Source organism: Chitinibacter fontanus, assembly GCF_013423785.1.
Lineage (GTDB): Bacteria > Pseudomonadota > Gammaproteobacteria > Burkholderiales > Chitinibacteraceae > Chitinibacter > Chitinibacter fontanus.
In genome coordinates, this window is the sequence record NZ_CP058952.1 from 2,210,355 (window position 1) to 2,223,822 (window position 13,468).

The 13,468-nt window shown below is 45.5% G+C and carries 26 protein-coding genes; 25 read left to right on the forward strand and 1 reads right to left on the reverse strand.

Features of this window, described 5'->3' with window-relative positions; genetic code table 11:
* Nucleotides 1-6: 6 nt before the first annotated feature.
* From rplB to HZU75_RS10540, 25 genes are all read left to right on the forward strand, one after another.
* Nucleotides 7-840: a 50S ribosomal protein L2 gene (rplB, locus tag HZU75_RS10420; protein WP_180306020.1), complete on the forward strand. Its 834-nt coding sequence runs from the start codon at nucleotides 7-9 to the stop codon at nucleotides 838-840.
* Nucleotides 841-846: 6 nt separating this feature from the next.
* Nucleotides 847-1,122: a 30S ribosomal protein S19 gene (gene rpsS / locus HZU75_RS10425; RefSeq protein WP_157670839.1), complete on the forward strand. Its 276-nt coding sequence runs from the start codon at nucleotides 847-849 to the stop codon at nucleotides 1,120-1,122.
* 9 nt (nucleotides 1,123-1,131) lie between these two features.
* Nucleotides 1,132-1,461 carry a 50S ribosomal protein L22 gene (rplV, locus tag HZU75_RS10430; RefSeq protein WP_157670838.1) on the forward strand — a complete coding sequence of 110 codons (330 nt, stop codon included), beginning with the start codon at nucleotides 1,132-1,134 and terminating at the stop codon, nucleotides 1,459-1,461.
* A gap of 10 nt (nucleotides 1,462-1,471) precedes the next feature.
* On the forward strand, nucleotides 1,472-2,176 hold the full coding sequence (rpsC, locus tag HZU75_RS10435; RefSeq protein ID WP_180306021.1) for a 30S ribosomal protein S3: 705 nt from the start codon (nucleotides 1,472-1,474) through the stop codon (nucleotides 2,174-2,176).
* Nucleotides 2,160-2,576, forward strand: coding sequence for a 50S ribosomal protein L16 (gene rplP / locus HZU75_RS10440; protein ID WP_180306022.1), 417 nt, complete (start codon nucleotides 2,160-2,162; stop codon nucleotides 2,574-2,576). The genes rpsC and rplP overlap by 17 nt, the downstream gene beginning before the upstream one ends.
* Entirely contained in the window at nucleotides 2,576-2,764 is a 189-nt protein-coding gene (gene rpmC, locus HZU75_RS10445) for a 50S ribosomal protein L29 (protein WP_180308790.1), read from the forward strand. The genes rplP and rpmC overlap by 1 nt, the downstream gene beginning before the upstream one ends.
* 1 nt (nucleotide 2,765) lies before the next feature.
* Complete coding sequence (gene rpsQ / locus HZU75_RS10450; RefSeq protein WP_180306023.1) at nucleotides 2,766-3,029, forward strand: 30S ribosomal protein S17; 264 nt, start codon at nucleotides 2,766-2,768, stop codon at nucleotides 3,027-3,029.
* Between the two features lie 190 nt (nucleotides 3,030-3,219).
* Entirely contained in the window at nucleotides 3,220-3,588 is a 369-nt protein-coding gene (gene rplN, locus HZU75_RS10455; protein ID WP_157670834.1) for a 50S ribosomal protein L14, read from the forward strand.
* Nucleotides 3,589-3,600: 12 nt separating this feature from the next.
* A complete protein-coding gene (rplX, locus tag HZU75_RS10460) occupies nucleotides 3,601-3,921 on the forward strand; it encodes a 50S ribosomal protein L24 (RefSeq protein WP_180306024.1) in 321 nt (106 codons plus the stop codon).
* Nucleotides 3,922-3,932: 11 nt separating this feature from the next.
* The gene (gene rplE / locus HZU75_RS10465) at nucleotides 3,933-4,472 is read left to right on the forward strand and encodes a 50S ribosomal protein L5 (RefSeq protein WP_157670832.1); all 540 of its coding nucleotides are present in this window, start codon (nucleotides 3,933-3,935) and stop codon (nucleotides 4,470-4,472) included.
* 7 nt (nucleotides 4,473-4,479) lie between these two features.
* Entirely contained in the window at nucleotides 4,480-4,785 is a 306-nt protein-coding gene (rpsN, locus tag HZU75_RS10470) for a 30S ribosomal protein S14 (RefSeq protein WP_180306025.1), read from the forward strand.
* A gap of 15 nt (nucleotides 4,786-4,800) precedes the next feature.
* Entirely contained in the window at nucleotides 4,801-5,193 is a 393-nt protein-coding gene (gene rpsH, locus HZU75_RS10475; RefSeq protein WP_180306026.1) for a 30S ribosomal protein S8, read from the forward strand.
* Between the two features lie 12 nt (nucleotides 5,194-5,205).
* Nucleotides 5,206-5,739 (forward strand): 50S ribosomal protein L6, encoded by a 534-nt coding sequence (rplF, locus tag HZU75_RS10480; protein WP_180306027.1) that lies wholly within the window; start codon nucleotides 5,206-5,208, stop codon nucleotides 5,737-5,739.
* Between the two features lie 13 nt (nucleotides 5,740-5,752).
* Nucleotides 5,753-6,106 (forward strand): 50S ribosomal protein L18, encoded by a 354-nt coding sequence (gene rplR / locus HZU75_RS10485; RefSeq protein WP_157670828.1) that lies wholly within the window; start codon nucleotides 5,753-5,755, stop codon nucleotides 6,104-6,106.
* A gap of 20 nt (nucleotides 6,107-6,126) precedes the next feature.
* Nucleotides 6,127-6,642 (forward strand): 30S ribosomal protein S5, encoded by a 516-nt coding sequence (gene rpsE / locus HZU75_RS10490; RefSeq protein WP_179355202.1) that lies wholly within the window; start codon nucleotides 6,127-6,129, stop codon nucleotides 6,640-6,642.
* A complete protein-coding gene (gene rpmD / locus HZU75_RS10495) occupies nucleotides 6,639-6,824 on the forward strand; it encodes a 50S ribosomal protein L30 (protein WP_180306028.1) in 186 nt (61 codons plus the stop codon). Before rpsE ends, rpmD begins: the two co-directional genes overlap by 4 nt.
* Nucleotide 6,825: 1 nt before the next feature.
* The gene (gene rplO, locus HZU75_RS10500) at nucleotides 6,826-7,260 is read left to right on the forward strand and encodes a 50S ribosomal protein L15 (protein WP_180306029.1); all 435 of its coding nucleotides are present in this window, start codon (nucleotides 6,826-6,828) and stop codon (nucleotides 7,258-7,260) included.
* Nucleotides 7,261-7,282: 22 nt separating this feature from the next.
* The gene (secY, locus tag HZU75_RS10505; RefSeq protein ID WP_180306030.1) at nucleotides 7,283-8,590 is read left to right on the forward strand and encodes a preprotein translocase subunit SecY; all 1,308 of its coding nucleotides are present in this window, start codon (nucleotides 7,283-7,285) and stop codon (nucleotides 8,588-8,590) included.
* 253 nt (nucleotides 8,591-8,843) lie between these two features.
* The gene (gene rpmJ, locus HZU75_RS10510; RefSeq protein ID WP_018748524.1) at nucleotides 8,844-8,957 is read left to right on the forward strand and encodes a 50S ribosomal protein L36; all 114 of its coding nucleotides are present in this window, start codon (nucleotides 8,844-8,846) and stop codon (nucleotides 8,955-8,957) included.
* 58 nt (nucleotides 8,958-9,015) lie between these two features.
* Nucleotides 9,016-9,378 carry a 30S ribosomal protein S13 gene (gene rpsM, locus HZU75_RS10515; protein WP_180306031.1) on the forward strand — a complete coding sequence of 121 codons (363 nt, stop codon included), beginning with the start codon at nucleotides 9,016-9,018 and terminating at the stop codon, nucleotides 9,376-9,378.
* Nucleotides 9,379-9,393: 15 nt separating this feature from the next.
* Complete coding sequence (gene rpsK, locus HZU75_RS10520) at nucleotides 9,394-9,786, forward strand: 30S ribosomal protein S11 (RefSeq protein ID WP_028448413.1); 393 nt, start codon at nucleotides 9,394-9,396, stop codon at nucleotides 9,784-9,786.
* 14 nt (nucleotides 9,787-9,800) lie between these two features.
* Nucleotides 9,801-10,424 carry a 30S ribosomal protein S4 gene (gene rpsD / locus HZU75_RS10525; RefSeq protein WP_157670820.1) on the forward strand — a complete coding sequence of 208 codons (624 nt, stop codon included), beginning with the start codon at nucleotides 9,801-9,803 and terminating at the stop codon, nucleotides 10,422-10,424.
* A gap of 33 nt (nucleotides 10,425-10,457) precedes the next feature.
* Entirely contained in the window at nucleotides 10,458-11,441 is a 984-nt protein-coding gene (locus HZU75_RS10530; RefSeq protein WP_180306032.1) for a DNA-directed RNA polymerase subunit alpha, read from the forward strand.
* A gap of 26 nt (nucleotides 11,442-11,467) precedes the next feature.
* Nucleotides 11,468-11,848: a 50S ribosomal protein L17 gene (gene rplQ / locus HZU75_RS10535; protein WP_180306033.1), complete on the forward strand. Its 381-nt coding sequence runs from the start codon at nucleotides 11,468-11,470 to the stop codon at nucleotides 11,846-11,848.
* 66 nt (nucleotides 11,849-11,914) lie between these two features.
* Entirely contained in the window at nucleotides 11,915-12,736 is an 822-nt protein-coding gene (locus tag HZU75_RS10540) for a symmetrical bis(5'-nucleosyl)-tetraphosphatase (protein WP_180306034.1), read from the forward strand.
* On the opposite strand, the gene HZU75_RS10545 is transcribed toward HZU75_RS10540, so the two are convergent.
* Complete coding sequence (locus tag HZU75_RS10545) at nucleotides 12,690-13,460, reverse strand: lysophospholipid acyltransferase family protein (protein WP_228028023.1); 771 nt, start codon at nucleotides 13,458-13,460, stop codon at nucleotides 12,690-12,692. The genes HZU75_RS10540 and HZU75_RS10545 overlap by 47 nt on opposite strands.
* Nucleotides 13,461-13,468 lie beyond the last annotated feature (8 nt).

The window sequence follows — 13,468 nt, forward strand, 5'->3', positions numbered from 1 at the left end:
TGAGAAATGGCTTTGGTTAAAGTAAAACCGACATCCCCAGGTCGCCGCGCGGTTGTTAAAGTTGTTAGTCCGGACCTCCACAAAGGTGCGCCTTACGCTCCTTTGTTGGTGAAAAAGTCTAAAACAGGCGGCCGTAACAATAATGGTCACATTACGACTCGCCACATTGGTGGTGGTCATAAGCAACATTATCGTTTGATCGATTTCCGTCGTAATAAAGACGGCATCGTTGCTAAAGTTGAGCGTCTAGAGTACGACCCTAATCGTACGGCTAACATTGCTTTGTTGTGTTATGCCGATGGTGAGCGTAGCTATATTATTGCTCCTAAGGGCTTGTCTGCTGGTATGACTGTAGTATCAGGTTCAGATGCTCCGATTAAAGTGGGTAACACTTTACCTATCCGCAATATCCCAGTGGGTTCTACTATCCATTGTATCGAATTGCAACCTGGTAAAGGTGCTCAGATCGCTCGTTCGGCTGGTACTAGTGTTCAGTTGTTGGCGCGTGAAGGTGCTTATGCCCAGTTGCGTTTGCGTTCTGGTGAAATCCGCAAGGTGCACGTAGACTGCCGCGCAACCATTGGTGAGGTTGGTAATGGTGAGCATAGCCTGCGTTCATATGGTAAAGCCGGTGCTAAACGTTGGTTAGGTATTCGTCCTACGGTTCGCGGTACGGCAATGAACCCTGTAGATCACCCGCATGGTGGTGGTGAGGGTCGTACGGGTGAAGGTCGTGTGCCTGTTAGTCCGTGGGGTCAACCTACTAAGGGCTACCGTACTCGTCGTAACAAGCGTACGGACAATATGATTGTGCGTCGTCGTTTCGCGAACAAGGGGTAATGCAGCATGGCACGTTCCGTGAAAAAAGGTCCATTCGTTGATCTGCACTTGTTGAAAAAAGTTGAAACAACTCGTGCGAACAACGATAAGCGTCCAGTGAAAACTTGGTCGCGTCGTTCTACTATCTTGCCAGATTTTGTTGGCTTGACTATTGCTGTGCATAACGGCAAACAGCACATTCCTGTGTATGTGAATGAAAACATGGTAGGCCACAAATTGGGTGAGTTCGCTTTGACTCGCACATTTAAAGGTCATGCCGCGGACAAAAAATCCAAGCGATAAGGTGAAGAAATGCAAGTATCTGCTGTACTAAGCAACACTCGCCTCTCAGCTCAAAAAGCGCGTCTTGTCGCAGACCTCGTTCGTGGCAAGCCCGTTGAGCAGGCGCTGAATATTCTGGCCTTCTGCCCTAAAAAGGGTGCGGTGTTAATTAAGAAGGTTCTTGAGTCGGCTATCGCCAATGCCGAGCACAATGAAGGTGCCGATATCGACACACTCAAAGTGAAAACGATTTATGTGGACAAAGGTCCTTCTTTGAAACGTTTTTCTGCGCGCGCTAAAGGCCGTGGTAATCGTATCGAGAAGCAAACTTGCCACATTACTCTCACTGTTGGCGATTAAGGAGCGACTCATGGGTCAGAAAATTCATCCAACAGGTTTTCGTTTACCTGTAACAAAAAACTGGTCATCTCGTTGGTACGCTAACAGCACAAATTTTGCCAAGATGTTGAATGAAGACATCGAGGTTCGCGATTTCCTGAAAAAGAAACTTGCGGGTGCTGCTGTTAGCCGCGTAGTAATTGAGCGACCAGCAAAAAATGCTAAAGTTACTATTTACTCAGCACGTCCAGGCGTGGTGATTGGTAAAAAAGGCGAAGATATTGAGCAGTTGAAGGCTCAGTTGCAAAAAATCTTGAACGTACCGGTTCATGTAAATATCGAAGAAGTGCGTAAGCCTGAAATAGATGCGCAGATCATTGCTGATAGCATTACTTCTCAGCTAGAAAAGCGTGTTATGTTCCGCCGTGCGATGAAGCGTGCAATGCAAAATGCAATGCGTCTTGGTGCTCAAGGTATCAAGATTATGTCTTCTGGCCGTCTGAATGGTATCGAGATTGCTCGTACTGAATGGTATCGTGAAGGTCGTGTGCCTTTGCATACTCTTCGCGCTGATATCGATTATGCGACTTCGGAAGCTAAGACTACCTACGGCATTATCGGTGTAAAAGTTTGGGTTTACAAAGGCGATGTTAAGCCAGGTGAGAAATCAGCTGCTGAGCCGGTAGAAACTCAGAAGAAACCACGTAAGGGGCCACGTAATGCTGCAGCCAACTAGACTCAAATTCCGTAAGGTCCAAAAGGGCCGCAATACCGGTATCGCTACACGCGGTAACACAGTTGCATTCGGCGAGTTTGGTCTGAAAGCAACTAGCCGCGGTCGCTTGACTGCGCGCCAAATTGAATCTGCTCGTCGTGCTATTACGCGCTACATAAAGCGTGGTGGCCGTGTTTGGATTCGTGTTTTCCCGGACAAACCAATTTCGACTAAACCTGCTGAAGTGCGTATGGGTGGGGGGAAGGGTTCTCCTGACTACTATGTGGCAGAAATTCAGCCTGGTAAAGTTTTGTATGAATTGAATGGTGTATCAGAAGAGATTGCACGCGAAGCCTTCCGTTTGGCTTCTGCTAAGCTGCCTTTTGCTGTGACCATGGTTTCTCGCCAAGTGGGGCAATGATGAAAGCGACTGAACTGCAACAGAAATCCGTTGAAGAGCTGAAAAGCGAATTGACGGCGCTGCTGAAAGCCAAGTTTAGCCTTCGCATGCAGCATGCGACGGGCCAATTGGCTAATACAAGCGAACTAAAGCGTGTGCGCAAAGATATTGCGCGTGTTCTTACCGTTCTCACTCAGAAGGCTGCCTAATATGAGCGAAGCTAAACTCAAGCGTACGCTGACTGGTCGAGTGGTTAGCAACAAGATGGATAAGACTGTAACTGTTTTGGTTGAGCGTTTGGTAAAACATCCGCTGTATGGCAAGATGGTTCGTCAATCTAAAAAGTACCATGCGCATGATGAATCTAATCAATATGGCGAAGGCGATGTTGTGACGATTGAAGAGTGCCGTCCACTGTCGAAGACTAAATCTTGGGCTGTGACTGGTCTAGTAGAAAAAGCACGCGTTATCTAAAATTAGTTAACGTCTAGCTTGTCAGGGCATTCTAACTTGTGTAGAATGCCCTTTTTCATTGCGTACCAATTGTTTTTTGGTATGCGTTTTTCCCATCGGGATCCAAAACTGGCCACTATTGGCTCGGTTCATCCGGGCACCTGGTTGAACCAGGCTAATTTAGGTGGATTAAGTTGGAGGTTTGTTCTAAATGATTCAAATGCAATCAAAGCTAGAGGTTGCGGACAATACTGGTGCACGTTCAGTTATGTGCATTAAAGTGTTGGGTGGCTCTAAGCGTCGTTATGCATCAGTTGGTGACATCATTAAGGTGAGCATCAAGGATGCGGCTCCTCGTGGTCGCGTCAAGAAAGGTGATGTATACAATGCCGTTGTTGTTCGTACTGCAAAAGGTGTGCGCCGTGCAGACGGAGCGTTGATTAAATTCGACGGTAATGCTGCGGTTCTTCTTAATGCAAAACTCGAGCCAATCGGTACTCGTATCTTCGGGCCAGTTACGCGTGAATTGCGTACTGAGCGTTTTATGAAGATTGTATCGCTTGCGCCTGAAGTTTTATAAGAGGAATCGGGTATGAATAAGATTCGTAAAGGCGATGAAGTTGTAGTTCTCACTGGTAAAGATAAGGGTAAGCGCGGTACTGTTGTGCGTGCGTTACCGGCGACTGATCGGGTCGTTGTTGAAGGTGTTAATGTGGTTAAAAAACACCAGAAGCCTAATCCAATGCGCGGTGTTCAGGGTGGTATTGTTGAGCTGACTATGCCAGTTCACGTATCTAATGTTGCTATTTTCAATGCTTCGACTGGTAAGGCGGATCGTGTTGGCTTCAAAGTTCAAGAAGACGGCAAGAAAGTACGCGTGTTTAAGTCTAGCGGCGAAGTAGTGGGCGCCTAAGGGGAATTACAATGGCTCGTTTTCAAGAAGTATATGAAAGCAAGATCGTTCCTGAATTGGTAAAACAATTTGGCTACAAGTCTGCTATGCAAGTTCCACGTATTGAGAAAATTACTATCAATATGGGTGTGGGCGAAGCAGTTGCTGATAAGAAAGTGATGGAGTTTGCTGTTGGTGATATGCAAAAAATTGCAGGTCAAAAACCAGTGGTAACTAAGTCAAAAAAATCGATTGCAGGTTTCAAAATTCGTGACGGTTATCCTGTAGGTTGCAAGGTGACTTTGCGTCGTGAGCGCATGTATGAATTCTTGGATCGCTTGGTAACAATTGCACTTCCGCGTGTTCGTGACTTCCGTGGTGTTGGCGGCAAATCTTTTGATGGTCGTGGCAATTTCAACATGGGTGTTAAAGAGCAAATCATCTTTCCTGAGATCGAATACGACAAGATTGATGCATTGCGCGGCATGAATATTACCATTACGACAACTGCTAAGACTGACGAAGAAGCTCGTGCTTTACTCGCAGCCTTTAAGTTTCCGTTCAAGAATTGAGGCGATCATGGCAAAACTTGCACTGATTAATCGTGAAGCTAAGCGCGCAGCAGTAGTTGCAAAATATGCTGCAAAGCGTGAAAAGCTCTTGGTCATCATTAATGATCAAAATGCGAGTGAGGAAGAACAATTCCAAGCTCGTTTGAAACTCCAGCAGTTGCCACGTAATTCTTCACCTGTACGTTTGCACAATCGTTGCAAATTGACTGGTCGTTCACGTGGTGTTTACCGTAAGTTTGGTCTTGGCCGTAGCAAGTTGCGCGATCTCGCTTTCAAAGGCGAAATCCCGGGTCTTGTTAAAGCAAGCTGGTAATAGGAGAAAAATAACATGGCAATGCATGATCCTATCGCCGATATGCTGACTCGTATTCGCAATGCGCAGCGTGCTGATAAAGCATCGGTTGTAATGCCTTCTTCAAAATTGAAGGTGGCAATTGCTAAAGTATTGCACGAAGAAGGTTATGTTGAATCGTTCTTGGTTACTGGTGATGTTAAGCCAGTGCTGACGATTGAATTGAAGTACTACGCCGGTCGCCCAGTTATTGAGCGCCTTGACCGTATTTCAAAGCCAGGTTTGCGTGATTATCGCAGCACTGGCGACATCCCAAGTGTGATGAATGGTCTTGGCGTGGCAATTTTGTCCACTTCCAAGGGTGTGATGACCGACCGCAAAGCGCGCGCCAATGGTATTGGTGGCGAGTTGCTGTGCATCGTTGCTTGATGAGGTGTCACAATGTCTCGCGTAGCTAAAAATCCGGTTGCAATCCCTGCTGGTGTCGAGGTTAAACTCGGTGAAGGCAAAATCGAAGTTAAAGGTCCTCAAGGTACTTTGACTCATCCAGTAGTGGCTGATGTTGCGGTAGAAGTTAAAGACGGCTCTGTCGTTTTTGCTGCTAATGGCAATAGCAAGTTTGCACGTTCAATGTCTGGTACGTTGCGTGCACTTGTGAACAATATGGTTGCTGGTGTGAATAAAGGTTTTGAGCGTAAGTTGACACTGGTTGGTGTTGGTTACCGTGCTCAAGCTCAAGGTGATGTGCTAAATCTGTCGTTGGGTTTTTCTCACCCAGTTGCACATCAAATGCCCGCAGGAATTAAGTGTGAGACTCCATCTCAGACTGAGATTCTATTGAAGGGCGCCGATAAACAGCTTCTTGGTCAAGTAGCAGCTGAAATTCGCGCGTATCGTTCTCCTGAGCCATATAAAGGTAAGGGTGTACGTTATGCTGACGAAGTGGTTGTTATCAAAGAAACCAAGAAGAAGTAATCGAGGCTGAATTATGGATAAGAATCAAAGCAGACTTCGCCGTGCACGTAAAACCCGTGCCAAGATTGCGGAGCTCAAGGTCGTGCGCTTGTCTGTGCATCGTACCAATAGCCATATTTACGCTCAGATCATTGATGAGACTGGCAGTAAAGTTTTGGCTTCAGCTAATACACTTGAGGCGGCATTGCGTTCAGAGGTTAAGAACGGCGGCAATGTTGCAAGTGCAGTAGCAGTTGGCAAGCTGATTGCTGAAAAAGCAAAAGCAGCTGGTGTACAAAATGTAGCTTTCGATCGCTCAGGTTTCCAATACCACGGCCGCGTTAAGGCGTTGGCTGATGCGGCTCGTGAAGCTGGCCTCGTCTTCTAATTGAGTTTGGAGTTCAAATAATGGCTAAGAACGAAATGGAAGATCGTCAGGACGGCCTTCGGGAGAAGATGGTAAGCGTTAATCGCGTTACTAAAGTCGTTAAGGGCGGTCGTATCCTTGGTTTTGCTGCACTCACTGTTGTAGGTGATGGTGATGGTGGCGTTGGTATGGGTAAGGGTAAGTCAAAAGAAGTACCTGTAGCCGTACAAAAAGCGATGGAAGAAGCTCGTCGCAAGATGGTTAAAGTTAGTTTGCGTAATGGCACTGTTCAACATACAGTGTTTGGTAAACATGGTGCAACTACTGTATTCATGCAGCCAGCTCCTGAAGGTACTGGTATTATTGCTGGTGGCCCAATGCGTGCAGTATTTGAAGTGATGGGTATCCACAACATCACAGCTAAGTGCCATGGTTCAACTAACCCATACAATATTGTGCGTGCTACTTTGGACGGTTTGTCTAAATTGCACACACCTGCTGAAATTGCTGCTAAACGTGGCAAGTCAGTTGAAGAAATTCTTGGGGGTGCGCAATGAGCGACGTTAAAACAATTAAGGTGACTTTGGTAAAAAGCCTAATTGGTCGTCTTGAATCACATAAAGCCTGCGCGCGTGGTCTGGGTTTACGTAAAACAAACAGTTCATCTGTTGTGATCGATACCCCAGAAAATCGCGGCATGGTTAACAAGATCAGCTACCTGCTGAAAGTTGAGGGTTAAGATGGAACTTAATACTTTAACTCCTGGCGTGGGTGCCAAGCACTCTAGCAAGCGTGTTGGTCGTGGTATTGGCTCAGGTTTGGGTAAAACTTGTGGCCGTGGTCACAAAGGTCAGAAGTCACGTGCTGGTGGTTTTCATAAAGTGGGTTTTGAAGGCGGTCAGATGCCTTTGCAACGTCGCTTGCCAAAACGTGGTTTCAAATCTTTGGCGCAAGGTAAAAATGCTGAAGTTACTTTGTCTGAGTTGCAAGCTTTGCCTATCACCGAAATTGATATGTTGAGCCTGATTCAGGCTGGCTTGATTTCTCAGCATTCTATTAGCTGCAAGGTTGTTCTGTCTGGTGCTATTGAAAAGGCTGTAACACTGAAAGGTGTTTTGGCTACTAAGGGTGCTAAGGCTGCAATTGAAGCTGCTGGTGGTTCAGTAGGCGCGTAATTTTTAAAGGTTAAGGCAGAACGTGGCAAATCCCGCATTGGCTGGCTCAGTAAGCAAGTTTGCTGATCTGAAGAAACGTATTTGGTTTGTTGTAGGTGCATTGATTGTCTACCGTATTGGTGCGCATATTCCAGTTCCTGGTATTAATCCGGTTGAATTGGCAAATCTCTTTCAATCTTCTCAAACAGGCCTGTTGAATATGTTTAACATGTTCTCAGGTGGGGCTTTGTCGCGCTTTACCGTGTTTGCTATTGGTATCATGCCATATATATCGGCATCGATTATCATTCAGTTGGCAGGTGAAGTTCTGCCTAATCTTAAGCAGCTAAAAAAAGAAGGTGAGGCTGGGCGTCGTAAATTAACTCAATACACGCGTTACTTCACCGTCTTGCTGGCTTCTGCCCAAAGTTTTGGCATTGCAATAATGCTGTTTAAGCAGCCAAATCTGGTTGTTATGGATCAGTGGTTGTTTGTGGCGGTTACCATGGTTTCATTGGTTACTGGTACAATGTTTTTGATGTGGCTTGGTGAACAAATCACCGAGCGTGGTATTGGTAACGGGATTTCTATTATCATTTGTGCAGGTATTGCTTCTGGTGTACCTTCGGCAATTGCAAAAACTTTATCCCTTACAAATCAAGGCGCATTGCCTATTTTGCTCGTTCTGTTTCTTTTTGTTGGTGTTGTATTGCTAACCGCTGCGGTTGTTTTTGTTGAACGCGGTCAACGTAAGGTGCCGATTCAATATGCTAAGCGCCAAGTCGGTAATCGACTTATGCAGGCTCAAAGCTCGCACTTACCTTTGAAGCTAAATATGGCTGGTGTTATTCCACCTATCTTTGCTTCATCCATAATTTTATTTCCTGCTACTGTATTGTCTTGGACAGGAAATAGTGAACATTTTTCATGGCTAAAATCAATTGGTGACAAGCTTCACCCTGGACAGCCTTTATATGTGCTTTGTTATGCTGCAGCAATTATCTTCTTCTGCTATTTTTATACTGCGCTTGTGTTTAACCCTCGTGAGACGGCAGAGAATTTGAAGAAAAGTGGTGCAATGGTTCCCGGTTATAGGCCTGGTGACCATACGGCAAAGTACATTGAAAAACTCATTATGAAGCTAACACTCATTGGTGCTGTATATATTGCATTTATTTGTTTGATTCCAGAGTTTTTGATTCTCAAGTGGAATGTGCCATTCTATTTTGGCGGTACTTCACTACTAATTTTGGTTGTGGTTACTATGGACTTTATGGCTCAAATGCAGTCGTATGTGTTATCACACCAGTATGATAGCTTGCTTAAGAAAGCTAATTTTAAAGGTTCGTAATTCTCGCTAATGTAGTCTTGTTAGAGTTGCGTATTGATAGGAAAGATCTTAGTGGTTTTAAGGTCTTTTCTTTTAACTGACGTGTGGTTGCTGTTTTTTCTTTCTTTGTTTTGGTTCGCGTGTTATAGTCGTGGACTTTACTGGAGTCGGGTGCGCTGGTTTTTTGGTGCATTCATCGAAAACAGTAGTCGCAACGTATTCCAGTCAATGTTTTTGTTGGCTGGGATTTTACTTTGTTCTCAAAGGATAGACCATGAGAGTTCAAGCATCGGTCAAGAAAATCTGCCGTAACTGCAAAATTATTCGTCGCAACCGTGTTGTGCGTGTAATTTGTACTGACCCACGGCACAAGCAGCGTCAAGGCTGATTGAGTCAATCGGCTATTGGTGTTAAAATCCACCACTTTTTAACCTGGGGTAAGAAGTATGGCCCGTATTGCTGGGGTTAACATACCTAATCATCAGCATACTGTGATCGGTCTTCAGGCCATTTACGGTATTGGTCAAACTCGCGCTAAAGCGATTTGTGCTAGTACTGCAATTGAGCCAAGCAAGAAAGTAAAAGATCTCAGTGATGTTGAACTTGAAAAACTACGTGACGAAGTAGGCAAATTCACTATTGAAGGTGATCTGCGTCGTGAGGTTACTATGAGCATCAAGCGTCTGATGGACCTTGGTTGCTATCGTGGTTTCCGTCACCGCAAAGGCCTGCCAGTTCGCGGTCAGCGTACTAAGACAAATGCGCGTACTCGCAAGGGTCCACGTAAGTCTATCGCTGGCAAGAAGTAATTAAGGACATAAATTATGGCTAAAGCAAACACAGCTCGTGTACGTAAGAAAGTCAAAAAGAGCGTGTCTGAAGGGATCGTGCACGTTCACGCTTCTTTCAATAACACGATCATTACCATCACTGATCGCCAAGGCAATGCTTTATCTTGGGCTACCTCGGGCGGTGCTGGTTTCAAGGGCTCTCGTAAAAGTACACCTTTTGCTGCACAGGTTGCGGCAGAAGCGGCTGGTAAAGTTGCCCAAGAATATGGTGTTAAAAACCTAGAAGTACGCATCAAGGGTCCGGGCCCTGGTCGTGAGTCTTCAGTGCGCGCTTTGAACGCACTGGGCTTCAAGATCACCAGCATCTCGGATGTGACGCCTGTTCCGCACAACGGCTGCCGTCCTGCGAAAAAGCGTCGTATCTAATTCCGGAGTAAGAAATGGCTCGTTATATTGGACCCAAGTGCAAACTTGCACGCCGCGAAGGCACGGATCTGTTCTTGAAAAGCGCACGTCGTTCGCTCGACAGCAAGTGCAAGCTGGAACAAGCCCCAGGCCAGCATGGCGCTAAGAAGAATACGCGTCTGTCAGACTACGGCGTTCATTTGCGTGAAAAGCAAAAGATCCGTCGCATTTACGGCGTTTTGGAACGTCAGTTCCGTCGTTATTTTGAAGAAGCAGCTCGTCGCAAAGGTTCAACTGGTGAAAACCTGTTGAAATTGCTCGAGTCGCGTCTTGATAACGTTGTATATCGTATGGGATACGGTTCTACTCGTTCCGAATCTCGTCAACTCGTTTCCCACAAGGCGATCACCGTTAATGGCAACGTTGTTAACATCCCTTCTTTCCAAGTGAAAGCTGGTGACGTTGTTGCTGTACGTGAGAAAGCTAAGAAGCAAGTACGTATTCAGGAAGCTTTGAGCTTAGCTGAAGGCATTGGCTTCCCAAGCTGGGTACAGGTTGATTCTAAGAAAATGGAAGGTGTGTTTAAAAACATGCCAGAGCGTTCAGATCTGTCTAGCGATATTAATGAATCGTTAGTAGTTGAATTCTACTCCAAGTAATAACCTGAACCGGTTGGCAAGGGATACTGACTTATGCAAATCAATGCAAACGAGTTGCTCAAACCGCGCATCATCGATGTGCAAGCTCTGGCTCAAGCTCACGCGAAAGTCGTTATGGAGCCGTTTGAGCGCGGTTATGGCCATACTCTCGGTAATGCACTGCGCCGAATTTTATTGTCTTCAATGTCGGGTTATGCCCCTACTGAAGTCAAAATTGACGGAGTGGTGCACGAATATTCCGCGTTGGATGGCGTGCAGGAAGACGTTGTCGATATCCTGTTAAACCTGAAAGGCGTTGTGCTGAAGCTGCATGGTCGGGACTCAGTCACTCTCACTCTCTCAAAAGAGGGTGAGGGTGTCGTCAAGGCTTCCGACATTCAGTTGCCACATGATGTTGAGGTAATTAATCCGGATCATGTGATTGCACATCTGTCTGCTGGTGGTAAGCTCAGCATGGATATCACCGTTGAAAAAGGACGTGGCTATCAGCCTGCTCCTTCACGTGTGAACAAAGATGAGGGTCGTTCTATTGGGACGATTATTCTGGATGCTTCATTCAGTCCGATTCTCCGTGTTAGTTATCAAGTAGAAAGTGCCCGTGTAGAGCAACGTACTGATCTTGATCGTCTAATTATTGACATTGAGACCAATGGCGTGATCGAGCCTGATGAAGCTGTTCGTCAAGCTGCACGTATGTTGATCGACCAACTCGGTGTTTTTGCTGATTTGGAAGGTACGCAAGAAGAGAAAGTTATTGAACCACAAGTTACGATTGATCCTATCCTACTGCGTCCAGTGGATGATCTTGAATTAACTGTACGTTCTGCTAACTGCTTGAAAGCGGAAAACATTTATTACATTGGTGATCTGATTCAGCGTACTGAGACTGAGCTTTTGAAAGCTCCAAACTTAGGTCGCAAATCACTTAATGAGATCAAAGAAGTGCTGGCTTCGAAAGGGCTTAGCCTTGGCATGCGCCTTGAAAACTGGCCACCGGCTGGCTTAGATAAGCCTTAAGCTGGTACTAGCAAAGGAATTGACAAATGCGTCATCGTCTTTCTAATCGTAAATTAAATCGCACGTCGAGTCATCGTCTTGCGATGCTTCGCAACTTGGCTAACTCCTTGTTGAAGCATGAAGTTATTAAAACTACTCTGCCAAAGGCTAAAGAACTACGCCGCGTAGCAGAGCCACTGATCACATTGGGTAAAAAACCATCTTTGGCTAATCGCCGTTTGGCTTTTTCTCGTACACGTGATCGTGACATCGTAGTTAAGTTGTTTGATGTTTTGGGTCCACGTTATGCTGCTCGCAATGGCGGTTATTTGCGTATCCTAAAATGTGGCTTCCGTGTAGGTGACAATGCGCCAATGGCATACGTTGAGCTTGTTGATCGTCCTGAAGAAGTTGAAGCTGCAGAGTAATCCATCTGCGTATAGAAAAACCGACCTATGGTCGGTTTTTTTTTGTCTGCATTATTTGGGATATTTATGGCCACTTATATTGTTGGTGATGTACAGGGGTGCTTCGATGAGCTAGAAGAGCTGCTCAGAGTGGTTGATTTTCAGCCCGCCTCCGATCAAATTTTCTTTGTCGGTGATTTAGTAAATCGTGGCCCATCATCGCTGATGGTGTTACGCTGGATTTATTCCCACCAGCATTGCGCTTTTACTGTACTTGGCAATCATGATCTGTTCTTACTGGCTTGCTGGCTTGGCTACGCTGTCGTCAAACAGGGCGATACGCTAGAAGAGGTGCTGTCGGCTGATGATGCTACTGTGTTATTAAATTGGCTCATTGAGCAGCCATTGGTACGGGTAGTTGATAATTTGGTAATTGCACACGCGGGAATCGCGCCGGGGTGGAAGTTAAGCAAGGCTGTTTGTTTGGCTGAGCGTGCACGTCTGCAATACTCTGGCGCTGAACGTAATCTGTGGTTTACACATATGTTTGGCAATAAGCCTACTGAATGGAGTAAAGAGCTCAGTGAGTTTGAAAAATTCCGGTTCACAATCAATGCATTCACACGTATGCGTTTTTGTGACGGAAATTGCTTGGATTTTAAATATAAAGGCGAAATCAGTAATGCACCAGACGGTTTCATTCCTTGGTTTGATTCTTCAGATCATCAAGTTCAGCAGACAATCGTCTTTGGTCATTGGTCGGCGTTAGGCTTAAAAGTTACCCCGCGGTATATTGCATTGGATACAGGTTGCATTTGGGGCGGCGCGTTGACGGCGTATTGTGTTGAGTCTAAGCAGATTATTAGTGTTCCGGCAAAGCGTGCTTATCAGAAGATTGATGGAAATTGACATGTGCTTCATGCAATGATGCCTTAATTGCACTGCTGATAGAGCTCCTATCATGTTGGCTGGCATCAATTGACGCTAAGAAGTGCAGGTGTACTTCAATTCCATCACTGCTCAATAGGGTGTGTAGTGATTGTCCCATTGTGATGTCATCAATATAGGCGGCGGCCGCACTATGTTTACCATTACGTTCACGGTAGTTTAGGTAGATTGGTTGAATCCTGCCCTGGCTATCGACAATGGATTGGATCAGTGAGGTTTTCATCGGCTTTAGATAAGTGCCGTCGGTTGTGGTGCCTTCAGGGAAAAATGTCACGCTGTCACCGTTTTTTAGTGCAGTCGTGATTGAGTCACTCACGCGTTTGGTATCTTTAATCTTTTCACGTTGGATGAAAAAGGTGCCTGCACCTGCGCAAAGCTTGTTAATCACGGGCCAAGATTGAATGTCCGACTTTGCAATAAACCTCGAGTTAAATACGGTATAAAGTGCGAATATATCAAACCATGATATATGGTTTGACAAAAACATCTGGTTTTGCGGTGCTAAACATGGAGGCTTACCGTGTACAACCACGGAGATGTTGAAGATTCGTGCTAGTTGTTTAGACCAGCTGTTAATGACTTGTGCTTTATCACTATTATTTTTGTTCGGCAAAACAAACGTGATCATAAACAAGCCGATACATAGATGATTTAATAAGCGGATTGCTCGAATGAATACTCTCATTAACATCG